The following is a 15,199-nucleotide window of genomic DNA, read 5'->3' as shown; positions in this document are numbered from 1 at the left end:
GACTGATTTATTCTTTTTCAAATTGCACCCGGTGACGCAACGGTAAAAATATCTATTGAAAACAAACTTTTATAAAATATAACGAATTTACATGGCGTGTGGCACATTCTTTGCTTTGTAAAGAAGCAAGTTCAATAAAGATGAAAACACAATTTTTTCATTAACCGAAAAATTACAAAAGGGGGTGGGAAAACTCAATCAAAGTGTATTATGTGAAATGAACCTATCAACCGAATTTGGAACGAAACAAAAATTCAACATTACAATTATAAAAAGGAGGTGTACCAATGTTACAGAAACTGAAAATCAATCATAACCAAAAAGGTTTTACCCTGATCGAGTTGATGATCGTTATCGCCATCATCGGTATTCTGGCTGCCATCGCGATTCCGAACTTTATCAGCTACCGCAAAAGAGGCTATAACTCCGCAGCAAAAGCGGATGCTAAAAATGCATATACCGCGGCCCAGGCTTACTTTACCGATGCACCGACTGCCTCGATGGATGCTGCCAAGTTGGAAACTTCAGGTTTTATCAGTACGGACGATGTGGTAGTGACGATCAGTGGCGTACAAAGTACGCTGGCGATAACCACTTCGCACTCAAGCGGCGACAAATTATATACGGTATCTGCTACCGGAGGAATAACCCCATAATTTGTTGATATTTATAATGTTTAGTGGTAAAAAAAAACGGAGAAAGGATGTAATGTCCTTTCTCCTTTTTTTATTCTGCAGAATAACTCGATATGAAACTTATTCCAAAGCGCGGCGGCATTACGCGGTTGCACTATTTGATCTGCCTGTTGCTGGTGGTTGCGACGCTATCTGTCTATTGGCCGGTAAAGGACTTTGAGTTTGTCAACTATGATGACCCGCTGTATGTTGCCGAAAACCGTTATGTCCAGAAAGGGCTTACTTTAGAGACCGTTAGGTGGTCTTTTACGGATGCCACGCGCAAGACCAATTATTGGGTTCCGCTGACCTGGCTGTCGATTTTACTGGACTATGAACTGTACGGGATGAATGCCGGCGGGTACCATCTGACCAATGTGTTTTTTCATGTTCTCAACACGCTGCTGGTGTTTATTGTTTTCCGGCGACTCACCGGCGCTTTATGGCAGAGCGCCTTTGTAGCGGCGCTGTTTGCGCTGCATCCGCTGCATGTAGAATCGGTAGCCTGGGTGACGGAGCGTAAAGATGTGCTGAGCACCTTTTTCTGGCTGCTGACCCTGCTCAGTTACGGCGGGTATGTTGGGCGGCCCGGGGCCGGGCGGTATCTGCTGGCGCTTTTATTATTTATTCTGGGGATGATGTCCAAGCCGATGCTGGTAACGCTGCCGTTTGTGTTGCTGCTGTTGGATTACTGGCCGCTGGGCCGGTTGGGGTCGGGTGGTGTTTTAGCGAATTTAGCGCGACCGGCGACGGTTCTAAAACTAATTTGGGAAAAGGGGCCGTTTTTTATAATCATCGCTATTGCCGGGGTGGCGACTTTTCTGACGCAGCAGGAGGCCGGGGCGGTAAAGTCTCTGGCAGCAATTCCGCTGGAAGTCAGAATCACGAACGTGCTGGTTGCGTACGTGAGTTATATCGGCAAGATGTTCTGGCCGGCACGGTTGTCATTTTTATATCCTCATCCCGGGGCATTGCCGGCGTGGCAATGGTCCGGGGCCTTATTGATTCTGGGGGCAATCACGTATGCGGCATTCAGGTTTGCAAAGGAGCGCCTCTATTTAGCTGTCGGCTGGCTGTGGTATCTGGGGACTCTTTTTCCGGTGAGCGGACTTATTGTAATCGGGCCTCATGCCATGGCGGACCGGTACACGTATGTGCCGCTGATCGGGTTGTATATGATGATGGCCTGGGGTGTTGCGGGAGCAGTGGCGCGGTGGCGATATAAAACGATGGGTCTTGCGCTGACGGCGGCGGTTACGCTGGCGTTCTTTGCAGGGGCGGCCGGCAAGCAGGTCCGATACTGGCAAAACAGCATGACGCTGATGGAACATGCGCTGCATGTGAATGCCGACAGCTTAATCGCTCACAATCTCCTGGGTAATGCTCTGGAAGCACAAGAAAGGATCGATGAGGCGGCCGGCCATTATTTTGAGGCCTTGCGAATTAATCCCGAAAATGCGGAGACACACAATAATATCGGGTATGTCTTTTATCGGCAAGACAGGATGGTAGAAGCGGTAAACCATTTTATAGAGGCCCTGCGGATAGATTCGAATTTAAAGGAAGCCCACTATAACCTGGGGAGTGTCCTGTCGGATATCGGCAGGTTCGATGACGCTATAAACCATTTTTTAGAAGCGCTGCGGATTGATCCTACATATCCGCAGGCGCATAATAATCTGGGAATTGCGCTGGTAAAAAGCGGGCAAGCGGATAGAGCGATGGTCCATTTACAAAAGGCTATACAGATAACTCCTGATTATGCGGCCGCACATTACAATTTAGGCATGCTTTTAGTTCGCCGGGGCATGATTGAAGGCGGTATTCATCATTTGCGCGAGACGCTTCGGATAAAACCTGACCATGCAGATGCCGGCAACAATCTAAACTGGTTGTTGAACGTTCAGAGAAAGATGGATAACGCCGTTGCTAAAATGGATGCTGCATTTTTGATCCATCCGGCCTCACCTGATTTTAAGGAAAACATAACACGCCTTTATAACAGCAAAAAAGAGCTGGATACGGTAATCAATCAGTTTCAAAAAGGGCTGATATCTCTGCCCGGATTTACACCCAATGAATTAAATATGGAAAATTATCCAAATGTATCAGGGGCTAACAGAAAATATGAACGGGTTTGGCCGTTAGCTGAAAAGCTTGATGAACTTGGAGCGGATAGTATAAAATCATATTATTACATTGCCTGTCTGTATGCGTTGCAGAATAAGATTGAAGAATCGGTGAGTTGGCTTGAGAAGGCTGTCAAGGGAGGTTTTCGTGATTGGAATCTGTTGCGGACCGACTCGAATCTGGAGAGGCTTCGGGCGACCGCTTATTATCAGGAGCTGATGCGAAACCACTGAAGGTTTAAGCATGCCGGGTGTAAGACATGGGTTCAGCTATGATCCGTAAGAGTGTCCATCATAAAGTTTTTTCCAGGGTGCGGCCGGACTATTGGGTTTGCCTGCTGCTGGTGGTTGCGACGCTATCTGTCTATTGGCCGGTAAAGGACTTTGAATTTGTCAACTTTGATGACCCGCTGTATGTTGCCGACAACCGTTATGTTCAGAAGGGGCTTACCTTAGAGACCGTTAGGTGGTCTTTTACGGATGCCACGCGCAAGACCAATTATTGGGTTCCGCTGACCTGGCTGTCGATTTTACTGGACTATGAACTGTACGGGATGAATGCCGGCGGGTACCATCTGACCAATGTGTTTTTTCATGTTCTCAACACGCTGCTGGTGTTTATTGTTTTCCGGCGACTCACCGGCGCTTTATGGCAGAGCGCCTTTGTAGCGGCGCTGTTTGCGCTGCATCCGCTGCATGTAGAATCGGTAGCCTGGGTGACGGAGCGTAAAGATGTGCTGAGCACCTTTTTCTGGCTGCTGACCCTGCTCAGTTACGGCGGGTATGTTGGGCGGCCCGGGGCCGGGCGGTATCTGCTGGCGCTTTTATTATTTATTCTGGGGATGATGTCCAAGCCGATGCTGGTAACGCTGCCGTTTGTGTTGCTGCTGTTGGATTACTGGCCGCTGGGCCGGTTGGGGTCGGGTGGTGTTTTAGCGAATTTAGCGCGACCGGCGACGGTTCTAAAACTAATTTGGGAAAAGGGGCCGTTTTTTATAATCATCGCTATTGCCGGGGTGGCGACTTTTCTGACGCAGCAGGAGGCCGGGGCGGTAAAGTCTCTGGCAGCAATTCCGCTGGAAGTCAGAATCACGAACGTGCTGGTTGCGTACGTGAGTTATATCGGCAAGATGTTCTGGCCGGCACGGTTGTCATTTTTATATCCTCATCCCGGGGCATTGCCGGCGTGGCAATGGTCCGGGGCCTTATTGATTCTGGGGGCAATCACGTATGCGGCATTCAGGTTTGCAAAGGAGCGCCTCTATTTAGCTGTCGGCTGGCTGTGGTATCTGGGGACTCTTTTTCCGGTGAGCGGACTTATTGTAATCGGGCCTCATGCCATGGCGGACCGGTACACGTATGTGCCGCTGATCGGGTTGTATATGATGATGGCCTGGGGTGTTGCGGGAGCAGTGGCGCGGTGGCGATATAAAACGATGGGTCTTGCGCTGACGGCGGCGGTTACGCTGGCGTTCTTTGCAGGGGCGGCCGGCAAGCAGGTCCGATACTGGCAAAACAGCATGACGCTGATGGAACATGCGCTGGATGTGAATGCTGACAACACAGCCGCCCACATCAACCTGGGGATTGCATTAGGATCTAAAGGACGGACAGCGGATGCGATCCGGCACTACCGGGAGGCGTTGCGGATAGATCCGAATTATGTAGATGCATACAACAATTTAGGAGTTGTCCTGGACAATCAGGGAAAGACAGCGGATGCGATCCGGCACTACCGGGAGGCCCTGCGGATAGATCCGAATTATGCAAAGGCGCACAATAATTTAGGAAATGCTTTATTGCGGGAGGGCAAGACAGAGGAAGCAATAATGCATTATTTAAAGACAGTTCAGATAGATTCGGGATATAAAGCCGCTTATTATAACCTGGGGAATGTGTTTTTTGCTCAAGGAAATTTCGATGAAGCCATAAACCATTATTTAGTCGCGTTGCGGATTGATCCTACATATGCGGAGGCGCATAATAACCTGGGATCTGCGCTGGCAAAGGAAAACCGGATAGATGAGGCGATTGTCCATTATCAGAAAGCATTAGCAATTGCCCCAGCCTATATTGATGCCGTCAAGAATTTGGCGATGGTATATGCTGCGCTGGGAAAATATGATATGGCCCGCGATTTTTTTCATAAATGGATAGCCATTCGGCCGGATCAATGGCAAGCGTACTATTCCATTGCCGGCACCTATGCCCGCCAGAAGAAGATTGATGAATCCCTTCGCTGGTTGCAAAAGGCGGTGGATATGGGTTTCGACGGCTGTAATTTTTTGGAAAAAGATGAAGATTTTAAAAACATCAGGCAACCTTCATATTGTCAAGATCTTATGAAGAATCATTGAACCCCGAATTCAACCTGGAAGTTGCTTCCTCTTTCGTTGCACTTTGAGTTTGAATTCGGGATTATAATTGTTTTTGATGTGTTAAATATGTTCAAGGAGTCTTGTATGTATCGTGACCAGAAGGTTATTGTTGTCATGCCGGCCTACAATGCAGCCCAGACATTACAAAAAACGTATGATGAGGTCATGGCGCAGGAAATTGTTGATCTGGTCATCGTGGTTGATGACGGCAGTTCGGATGAAACGGTACTGATTGCCAAAACACTACCGAACACGATCGTTTATATTCATAAAAAAAATTGTGGTTATGGTGCCAACCAGAAGTCATGCTACAAGATGGCGCTGGAAGCAGGCGCCGACATTATTATCATGGTGCATCCGGACTATCAGTATACTCCCAAATTAATACCGGCTATGGCGTCGCTGATCGGTAACAAACTGTACCATTGCGTCCTGGGTTCCAGAATTCTTGGGGGGTATGCCATCAAAGGCGGTATGCCGGTCTGGAAATATATTGCCAATCGAATTCTGACCCTGATCGAAAATTTATTGCTTGACGCCAAGCTGTCCGAATATCACACTGGATATCGGGCTTTTTCAAGGGAACTGATACAAAAATTGCCCATTGAAAGCAATTCAGACGATTTCGTTTTCGACAACCAAATGCTTGCCCAGGTCATCTGGTTCGGCCACACCATTGCCGAGGTCAGCTGCCCGACAAAATATTTTGCCGAAGCTTCTTCCATTAATTTGGTGAGAAGCATCCAGTATGGAATGGGTTGCTTGTTGACCGGTTTAACGTTCCGCCTGGTAAAACTGAAAATGACGTCATCGGAATTATTTCCCGAGCTGGAAAAAAATGAGTCGATCCGCTAACAATCGATTTCAAGATTTTTTTGAAGAAGACAAATATATTCTGCTGAAGAATTACCTTTATAATTATCTTCTTCGGAAAAGCGCTGTTGAAAAAAGCCTTCACAAAGAAGATATAAAACTGGCTTTGGAAATAGGCAGCGGAATTTCTCCTGTGATGACAAGGACAAACCGAATCATATATTCAGACGTATCTTTTGGTGCGCTTCAAATTTTAAAACGCGCCCTTGAAAATCAACGATATGTTGTTGCCGATGGCATGAAGCTTCCGTTTAAGCCCGGTGTATTTTCACACGCGATATGTTCTGAGGTGTTGGAACATTTACAGGATGATTGTAAAGCGTTAAATGAGCTGTCCCGTGTGATGAGTCCATCCGGAAGTCTTATTCTTACTGTTCCCCACAGAAAATTATATTATAGCAATGATGACCGTTTTGTTAATCACTTTCGCCGCTATGAAATTTTTGAATTGGAAGAAAAGTTAAAGGCGGCAGGCCTCATGCCGATGCATATTCAAAAAGTGTTGGGCCCGCTGGAAAAGGTGACAATGAGCCTTGTCGTATTTTGTTTTTCGAAACTTCGAAAGTTAAACTCAAAAAGAGTAAAAGCGATTCCAAAATACAGGGCAATTCAATTTTTTGTCCCATTATTTAAATGGGCTAATCGACTCTTCATGGGACTGGTATGGCTTGATGCCAGGATGATGCCGCGTGCCTTTGCAACCGTCCTGCTAATAAAAGCGCAAAAGAAATAATGATATGCCGGTATAAACAGCCATGACAAGCCAGAAAAATATTCACAATATATTTATCCGTACTCGCTCGGAATTCTGGATCTGTCTGTTTTTGATAATGGCAACCCTTGCGGTATATGGTCAGGTGCGGCATTTTGATTTTATAAATTTTGATGATCCCCTGTATCTTAGCGAGAATCCGCATGTAAAGAAAGGCTTGAGCTGCCGAAGCATAATCTGGGCATTTACCACTATCCATGCGGCGAATTGGCACCCCCTAACCTGGCTATCCCATATGCTGGACGTACATTTCTATGGTATGAATCCAGGGCCGCATCATCTGACCAATCTTCAATTTCACATTGCAAACACCCTGTTGGTGTTTTTCGTCTTCAGGCTGATGACCGGGGCGTTATGGCGAAGCGCTGTGATAGCGGTTCTGTTTGCGCTCCACCCGCTTCATGTGGAATCGGTCGCATGGGTTGCTGAACGCAAAGATGTATTGAGTACATTTTTCTGGATGTTAACCTTGCTGCTCTACACCTGGCATGTCAGGCGTCCGGCGACACCCAAATATCTTGCGGTGATTCTGTGTTTTAGCCTGGGACTTATGTCTAAACCGATGCTGGTTACGGTCCCGGTTATATTCCTGCTGCTGGATTGCTGGCCTTTAGGCCGTTTCCAGGACGGGCCTCGGGTTGATGACAAAAATGCGCGGCCGGGTAAAACGTTCCTTTTCTTAGTTTGTGAAAAAATACCTTTCTTTATTCTATCGGCAGCTTCGGGCGTTGTGGCGATTTTGGCTCAACAAAAAGGAGGTTCTTTAAGTGCTCTATATGTAATTCCTATCAGTGCCAGGATCGCCAATGCATTGGTTTCTTATGTCGCATATATCGGGAAGATGATCTGGCCCTCTAAACTTGCTGTTATCTATCCGTATTCCCATAATTTGCCGCTATGGCAGATAACCGCGGCCGGTTTAATCATCATTTCCATTTCCTTAATGGTTTTCAAGGTCAGATGGCGACAGCCCTTCTTTATTTTCGGCTGGTTGTGGTATCTGATAACGTTAATTCCCGTTATTGGTCTGGTGCAGGTAGGCTTTCAGTCAATGGCAGACCGTTACACCTATGTCCCCATTATAGGGCTTTTTATAATGATTGTTTGGGGAATTCCAGATAAGTTTTTCCAGCAGTGTTTTAGCAAAGCAGGTCTGGCAACAGCAGGTTCTGTTCTTCTATTCACGCTGATCGTAGCCACATGGGGACAGATTCGGTATTGGGAAAACAGTATTACGCTTTTTCAGCATGCGCTCAGGGTTACAGATAGAAATTATTTTGCCTACAATAACTTAGGCGTTGCCTTGGATAATCAGGGAAAGACAGAGGCGGCCATTCAGAATTTTATAAAGGCATTACAGATAAATCCTGATTTTGCGCATGCGCATTTTAATTTAGGGAACGCTTTGGCAAAGCAGGGAAAATCAGAGGAAGCAATAAGACATTATTCAAAGGTGTTGCAGTTAGATCCGGGGCATGTCGATGTCCGCAACAACCTGGGTAACATTATGTCGGGAATGGGGAAATTTGCTGAAGCCGCTGTTTATTATGCCCAGGCCTTGCGATTAGATCCGAGTTTTTCTCAAGCACACAATAATCTGGGGGTTGTTCTATCAAAACAGGAAAGGACAGAGGAAGCGATAAAGCATTATTTAAAGGCATTGCAGTTAGACTCTGAATATACGGAAGCGTACTATAATTTAGGAAATACACTGTCAGCCCGGGGTCGGTTCGATGAAGCCATTCATTACTATTCCAAAGTAGTGCATTTAGCTCCTGAGCATATTGAGGCAATCATTAATCTGGGAAATGTGCTGGCCAAACTGGGAAGGTCAAAAGAGGCTATCAGCCAATATAAAAAGGCGCTTCAATTACAACCGGACAACCTGTTGGCAAGTAACAACCTTAGAGAAACGAAGGCGATTCAGGAGAAGATGGATCGTGCGATTGTGAAGTTGCAGAAGGCGATCGCACAAAATCCGGATGATGCTGTTGCACATTATGAACTGGGGCAGATGTATAAAAGCAGGGGAGAACTGGAGATTGCCGCAGTTCATTATCGGGAGGCGTTATCGATTGACCCTGCATTTTTTGGATCTTCGAAGAATCTGGCGATCATCTATGCGATGCAGGGTAACTATGATACGGCCCGTTCCATCCTTAAAGAGAGCATTGCCGTTCGACCGGATCAGTGGGAAGCTTACTATTACATTGCCGGCACCTATGCCCGGCAAAAGAAAATCGAAGAAGCGGTTCAATGGCTCAAGCAGGCCGTTGAAAAGGGATTTGACAACTGGGATCTTCTTAAAACCGATCAGAATCTTGAAAGAACCAGAACAACATCATATTATAAGGAGCTTTTGAGAAATCACTGAATTCAGAGCCATTTTAATACAGACGACGGAACTTTAAACCCCCAAAAGGTTATCGTGTTTTAAGGCCCTTTTCCTCACCAGGGGCTGATAACTTTTAAAATTTATCAATACGAACGATATGATCGATTATCAACACAAAGAACGGGCGGCAACCGGAATGAATCGTTTTGTTAGGCTTATTCTCATTGGCGCATTGTTTATTCTGACTGCTTCTATCGTGATACTTTCATCGGTTCCGCCCGTCAGCCGGGATGCCCTTACCCACCACCTGGCAGTCCCCAAGTTATATCTTAAACACGGCGGGATTTTCGAAATACCCCATGTCGTGTTCTCATATTTTCCAATGAACATTGACCTGTTGTATTTAATTCCGCTTTATTTCGACAATGATATTGCAACCAAATACATACACTTTTCTTTTGCGCTTCTAACCGCCTGGTTGATTTTTAACTATTTGTATAAGCGGTTGGATTTATTCTATGCGCTTTTAGGGGCACTTTTTTTTCTGTCACTACCCTTAATTGTAAAACTGTCGATTACGGTTTATGTCGATTTGGGTCTTGTTTTTTTTTCCACCGCAGCGATCATTTATTTTTTTAAATGGATAGAGAGTCGATTCAAATTAAAACATTTGATGATTTCCGCCTGCTGGTGCGGACTTGCACTTGGAACCAAATACAATGGTTTGGTGATATTGTTTCTGCTGACGCTTTTTGTGCCGTTTGTCTATGTAAGAAAGCGTCCTGCCGGCGGGTTAAATCAAGCCAAGGCAGTGGGGTATGCAGCAATTTTCATGGCCGTGGCACTATTAGTCTTTTTACCGTGGATGATCAGAAATTATCAATGGACACAAAATCCGATCTACCCCCTTTATCATAATTGGTTTTCTCAGCAACAAATAGCTGCGCCTGCTGACATAACGAACGAAAACGATGACAATAATGGAAATACAGGCACCAAATTAAAGGCCGGCTCGACCCGATCCCAAAAGCAGCGGATAGGGCTGTTTGGTTACCGTAAGATCATTTACAACGAATCCTGGTGGGAAATCGCACTGGTGCCTTTAAGAATTTTTTTTACGGGCAAGGATGGAGATCCCCAATATTTTGACGGCCGGCTGAACCCTTTGTTGTTCATATTGCCGTTTTTTGCTTTTATTCTTTCCCCAAAAGCGCATTCTCAGTCTGAAACCGAAAAATGGATATGGCTCGTATTTTCGCTTTTATTTTTAATGATCACGTTTTTTCAAGTCGAGATGCGAATCAGATATGTTGCCCCCATTGTTCCCCCGCTGATTATACTGTCCATGATGGGCTTGCACCAGATATATGTTACGGTCACAGCTCGATACCCCGCCGGTTCGTCGATAATACCCCGCGCGGTCATAACCGCTGTTGCGGGTATGATGCTGCTGATAAATGCGTTCTATATAATGCATCAATTCAGAGAAGTCCAACCGATCGCTTACTTAAGCGGAAGGGTTGGGCGTGATGAGTATATTGAAGCCCGCCGCAAGGAATACCCGGCAGTTCAATTTGCAAATAAGAATCTACCCGCCGCAGCTAAAATTTTAAGTATTTTTCTGGGAAACCGGATTTATCATAGCGATAAAATAATGATTTCCGATCCGAACGTGTTCCTTGGCGCTGTTAAAAAATCAGATTCCCCCCAAGAGATATCGATTGATTTAAGAAAGATAGGTCTGACGCATTTGATTATTCGTATGGATCTGTTTGAAAGCTGGATCGATAATAACTTTAGTGAAAAGAAAAAAGAATTGATAAAACTATTTTTTAAAGAGAATATGCAATTGCTTTATTATAAAAATGGTTATGGTTTGTATGAAGTTAAGGAATAACCCGTTGTTTTTTATGAATCAGAGACCAATTTGTTAATTCCTAAAAATTCTTTATCATCAAATAAAAGCTCAAATGAGTCCGAATTTTTGGATCCATAGAGCTCCATAACCGATTCGGCAATTTTATCGACATATAATCCGATGGGAAACATATTTTCTGTTCTCAACTCGGAAACAAGGGTATCTTTTCCTTGTTTTATGGCGGATCTCATTTTTTTGCCATCATATGTTTCTTTGCATAAAAGGGAGAATGACTCTTTGCTGATATTTATAAATTCCCTGCCCTTGAGCTCTTTATCCAAGAATGCAAATTCTTGGATGGTTAGCTCGTTCTTTTCAATATCCTTGCGAATTATATATTTTTGTTTCATTTTACCCCCCTAAGTGAAAAGATAAATATCCAATAAGATAAAAATTAATATAATTATTACGGCATCTTGTGGAATATTTGAGCAGCTGTGATCAGAATAAAACTATCGAGGACCATTCAACAATAGATTGAATGCAGTATTGTTCATTTCGATTTGCATATGGGCTTGGTATTTTTCTTAATATTTTTCATTATAGATAATAGCAATCGAATATACAACCTTTAAAATTTTAGCAGGGGCCGGTTTCTGACTGACCCCGCTGGTTCTGAATATGGTCATGATTGTAAAAAAACTTCAGCCTTGATAATGATCCGATTGGTTGCCGGGTAATTGCAAATGTTTATCAACTCTGCAGTTGCATAAAAAGCATGACACCCAACAAAAAAAAGGATATTAACGGAGCGCTTGAATAAGTTCGGGCCTGTTCACCGAGCAAATAATGAATTCGTCAATTAATTAATCGGGAATGATACCCGGGTCATATATGAATTCGTATGGAATATAGTATGTTAGTGGATAATGAAAAAATATCCTCCGCGTTAAATTTTTGTCAAAGCTGGAAGGAAATTCTCGCAAAAAGTATCGTTTCGGTGGATCAGCTTGAAAAATATTTTGATATAGATAGCGCCGGACTTCAGAACGTAACCTCCCTTTATCCCATGCGAATCAACCCCTATTTTTTGTCTTTAATTCAGAAAAAAAATGATGCCATCTGGAAGCAGGCTGTCCCCGATGTAAAAGAAATTGAAAGCGATTTTTATTCCGATGATCCGCTTTTTGAAGAAATCCAGTCACCGGTACCGAACCTGATTCACCGTTATCCCGGCCGGGTCCTTTTTATGGTGTCGAACCAGTGCGCAATGTTTTGTCGCTATTGCATGCGCAAGCGCAAACTCGGGAGTTCTCAGCCCATCAACAGCAAAAGCATCAACAATGGAATCGCATACATCAGAAAAAACAATAATATAAACGAGGTCATACTTTCCGGGGGAGATCCGCTCCTGCTGGACGACGATGTCATAAACTGGATTTTAATGCAGTTGCGGGCCATCCCCCACATTGATATTATTCGCATCCATACCCGGACGCCCTCTTCACTGCCGCAACGGGTGACCTTTGCCCTGGTCAATATCATCAAAAAATATCACCCTGTATACATCAACACCCATTTTAATCATCCGACCGAGATTACGGGTGCTGCGGCGGAGGCCTGCATACGGCTCGCCGATGCAGGGATTCCGTTGGGCTGCCAGACTGTTTTGCTGAAAGGGGTAAACGATAACGAGGCGGTCATGAGGGAGCTGATGCTGAAATTATTAAGATTAAGGGTAAAGCCCTATTACCTACACCAAGTCGATCTTGTTAAGGGGGCTGCTCATTTTCGAACATCAGTTCAAACCGGTATTGATATTTTAAAGCGCCTGCAAACCGATGCATCGAGCCTTTGTATTCCGTCTTATATGATTGACCTGCCCGGGGGGTATGGTAAAATCCCGTTGCAGCCGGAATATGTGAAAGATTTAAAGCAGAAAGTTGATTGCCCATAATGTTAAAGATAGTACTTAAGGCGGTAATTCGAGAACAACATTCGTATTGGGGGTAGATTATGATGGATTATCTGTTGTCCGGTAAAGCAAAAAAAATACGTGATGAAATACGTGATTTTGTCCGGTGGGTTCCCCGGGAGATGATTTTGGACATGGACAATGATAAAATACGTTTCCCCAAATCGTTTTTACAGGAAGCCGGCAGGCGCAACCTGATGGGGTGCCGTTATCCCGAAAAATGGGGCGGAAGAGGACTGGACTGGGTTACCACCTGTATGGTAATGGAAGAGGTCGGAACGCTTGGATATATTTTTGCCTGTGTATTTGGGGTTGGGGCGGAGCTGGTTTGCGATGCAATTTGTCAGCACGGTACGGATGAGCAGAAAGAAAAATATATGAGTCCCCTGCTGCGGGGAGAAATTTTTGCAGCCGAATGCCTGACCGAACCCCGCGGTGGCTCTGATTTTTTTGGGACATCGACCATTGCGGAGAATAGGGGCGATTATTTTCTGATTACCGGCCAAAAAAGATTTATTGTCGGAGCTGAAGGTGCGGACTATTTTCTGGTGTATGCCCGCACAGATCCTTCGGCAGAGCCCCATAAGGCGTTGACCTGTTTTATAGTCGACCGAGGTCCGGGAGTTGAAGTCAAATATATTTATGGACTTTTGGGATGTCGGGGCGGGGGTGCCGGACGGCTTGTTTTTAAAAACGTGAAGGTTCCAAAACAGAACATTGTCGGCAGGTTGAATGGCGCCTATGATGTTTTCAATACCATGATGATTCCCGAGCGGCTAGGGACCGCAGCGATGACAGTCGGCGCCGCAAGGCCGGCCTTGGAAATTGCAACCGGCTATACGACCCGAAGAAAGGCTTTTGGCAAAACGATCAATCAGTACCAGGGCGTCAGTTTTCAAATAGCTGAAGCGGCCATGCTGCTGGATGTCTCACGCGCCATGATCTATACGACTTCCCGGGCGGTGGATGACAAAATCGACCCCGGGCGCATCCGCATGTTGGTTTCAGAAACCAAGAAATTCGTAACAGAAGCATGTCAGAAGGTTGTGCATAATTCGATGCAGGTAATGGGCGGCATCGGGTACACCAATATTTTTCCCGTCGAACGCATCTATAGAGATCTGCGGCTGTCCTCTATCTGGACCGGAACAAGTGAGGTGATGGCAATGGTCATCGCAAATGAATGGTATCGGCAATATGGCCAGATGAAAAAGGCCGGCTTATCACGCGATTATGAAAAAGACGCCGGAGAAGCTGATGCTGCTGATGAAAAAATATTTGAATAGCTTATAAACTCGGCGCATTTAAACCAATAAACAAGGAGATGGATATGGATGCTGTTTTCAAAAAGCTGGCGAAACATTTGGATAATTTGCCGGGAGGCTTTCCGGCCACAGAATCCGGAGTCGAAATCAGGATTTTAAAACGGCTGTTTACCCCCCAGGAGGCTGAAGTTGCGGTAAATCTTTCAATGATGCTGGAGCCGGCTTCTGCGATTGCCGAGCGGGTCGGCCTGCCGGAGGCGGAAACGGCCCAACTGCTGGCGGACATGTCAAAAAAGGGGCTTATCCTGCGATCTGCTAAAGGCGGGCAAACCCTGTACATGGCCGCCCAGTTTGTTGTCGGGATATGGGAATACCATGTTAATGATTTAGATGAGGGGTTGATCAAGGACTTCAACGAATATGTACCGCATCTGATGAACACCCAGTTAAAATTAAAAACCCAGCAGCTTCGTGTTATTCCTGTTTCTGCAAGTGTGAGTGCGGAGATGAACATCATGCCGTATGAAAAAGCCGAAGAGATTATCCGGGCTCAGTCAAAAATAATCGTAGCGCCCTGCATCTGCAGAAAAGAGCATAAAATAGTTGGAAAAGGGTGCGACAAACCCGAAGAAACCTGCCTGATTTTCGGCGGCGGCGCCTACTTCTACGAGGAAAACGGAATCGGCCGCTCGATAACCCAGGAAGAGGCCATGGCAATCTTAAAATCCGGAATCGAAGCAGGACTTGTTTTGCAACCCGGCAATTCCAAGAAACCGCTCAACATCTGCATGTGCTGCGGGTGCTGCTGCCAGATTTTAAAAAACTTGCGGTCACTGGATGAGCCGGCGAAGTTTGCATGTACCAGTCAATGTCGTTAACTTAAGCGATTGGCTTATAGCAAATATAAAATTTCCTGGATGATACCCGGTGATTTCGGGGG

At 45.4% G+C, this 15,199-nt stretch carries 11 protein-coding genes; 10 read left to right on the top strand and 1 reads right to left on the bottom strand.

Annotated elements, in window-relative coordinates; all coding sequences use genetic code 11:
- Positions 1-287 precede the first annotated feature (287 nt).
- The 7 genes from P1P89_07335 (at position 288) to P1P89_07305 (ending at position 11,058) form a co-directional block, all read left to right on the top strand.
- On the top strand, positions 288-656 hold the full coding sequence (locus P1P89_07335; protein MDF1591312.1) for a prepilin-type N-terminal cleavage/methylation domain-containing protein: 369 nt from the start codon (positions 288-290) through the stop codon (positions 654-656).
- A 92-nt stretch (positions 657-748) separates the two neighbouring features.
- Positions 749-3,037, top strand: a complete 2,289-nt coding sequence (locus P1P89_07330) for a tetratricopeptide repeat protein (GenBank protein MDF1591311.1) — start codon at positions 749-751, stop codon at positions 3,035-3,037.
- Positions 3,038-3,063: 26 nt separating this feature from the next.
- On the top strand, positions 3,064-5,160 hold the full coding sequence (locus tag P1P89_07325; protein MDF1591310.1) for a tetratricopeptide repeat protein: 2,097 nt from the start codon (positions 3,064-3,066) through the stop codon (positions 5,158-5,160).
- A 105-nt stretch (positions 5,161-5,265) separates the two neighbouring features.
- Entirely contained in the window at positions 5,266-6,036 is a 771-nt protein-coding gene (locus tag P1P89_07320; protein MDF1591309.1) for a glycosyltransferase family 2 protein, read from the top strand.
- Positions 6,020-6,787 (top strand): class I SAM-dependent methyltransferase, encoded by a 768-nt coding sequence (locus tag P1P89_07315; GenBank protein MDF1591308.1) that lies wholly within the window; start codon positions 6,020-6,022, stop codon positions 6,785-6,787. Before P1P89_07320 ends, P1P89_07315 begins: the two co-directional genes overlap by 17 nt.
- A 22-nt stretch (positions 6,788-6,809) precedes the next feature.
- Complete coding sequence (locus P1P89_07310; protein ID MDF1591307.1) at positions 6,810-9,200, top strand: tetratricopeptide repeat protein; 2,391 nt, start codon at positions 6,810-6,812, stop codon at positions 9,198-9,200.
- 157 nt (positions 9,201-9,357) lie between these two features.
- A complete protein-coding gene (locus tag P1P89_07305; protein ID MDF1591306.1) occupies positions 9,358-11,058 on the top strand; it encodes a phospholipid carrier-dependent glycosyltransferase in 1,701 nt (566 codons plus the stop codon).
- Positions 11,059-11,069: 11 nt separating this feature from the next.
- Here P1P89_07305 and P1P89_07300 read toward each other — a convergent pair whose 3' ends face one another.
- Positions 11,070-11,429: a hypothetical protein gene (locus P1P89_07300; protein MDF1591305.1), complete on the bottom strand. Its 360-nt coding sequence runs from the start codon at positions 11,427-11,429 to the stop codon at positions 11,070-11,072.
- 506 nt (positions 11,430-11,935) lie between these two features.
- Between P1P89_07300 and P1P89_07295 the strand changes: the two genes are divergently transcribed.
- Genes P1P89_07295 through P1P89_07285 form a run of 3 tightly spaced genes read left to right on the top strand, consistent with a single transcriptional unit; the run spans position 11,936 to position 15,137 of the window.
- Entirely contained in the window at positions 11,936-12,976 is a 1,041-nt protein-coding gene (locus P1P89_07295; GenBank protein MDF1591304.1) for a KamA family radical SAM protein, read from the top strand.
- Between the two features lie 59 nt (positions 12,977-13,035).
- The gene (locus tag P1P89_07290; GenBank protein ID MDF1591303.1) at positions 13,036-14,280 is read left to right on the top strand and encodes an acyl-CoA/acyl-ACP dehydrogenase; all 1,245 of its coding nucleotides are present in this window, start codon (positions 13,036-13,038) and stop codon (positions 14,278-14,280) included.
- 44 nt (positions 14,281-14,324) lie between these two features.
- Positions 14,325-15,137 (top strand): 4Fe-4S ferredoxin, encoded by an 813-nt coding sequence (locus P1P89_07285; GenBank protein MDF1591302.1) that lies wholly within the window; start codon positions 14,325-14,327, stop codon positions 15,135-15,137.
- The last annotated feature ends 62 nt before the right edge of the window (positions 15,138-15,199 follow it).

It is taken from the genome of Desulfobacterales bacterium, from assembly GCA_029211065.1.
Lineage (GTDB): Bacteria > Desulfobacterota > Desulfobacteria > Desulfobacterales > JARGFK01 > JARGFK01.
Note: the sequence above shows the minus strand (reverse complement) of the source record. Positions and strands in the feature narration are given on the sequence as shown.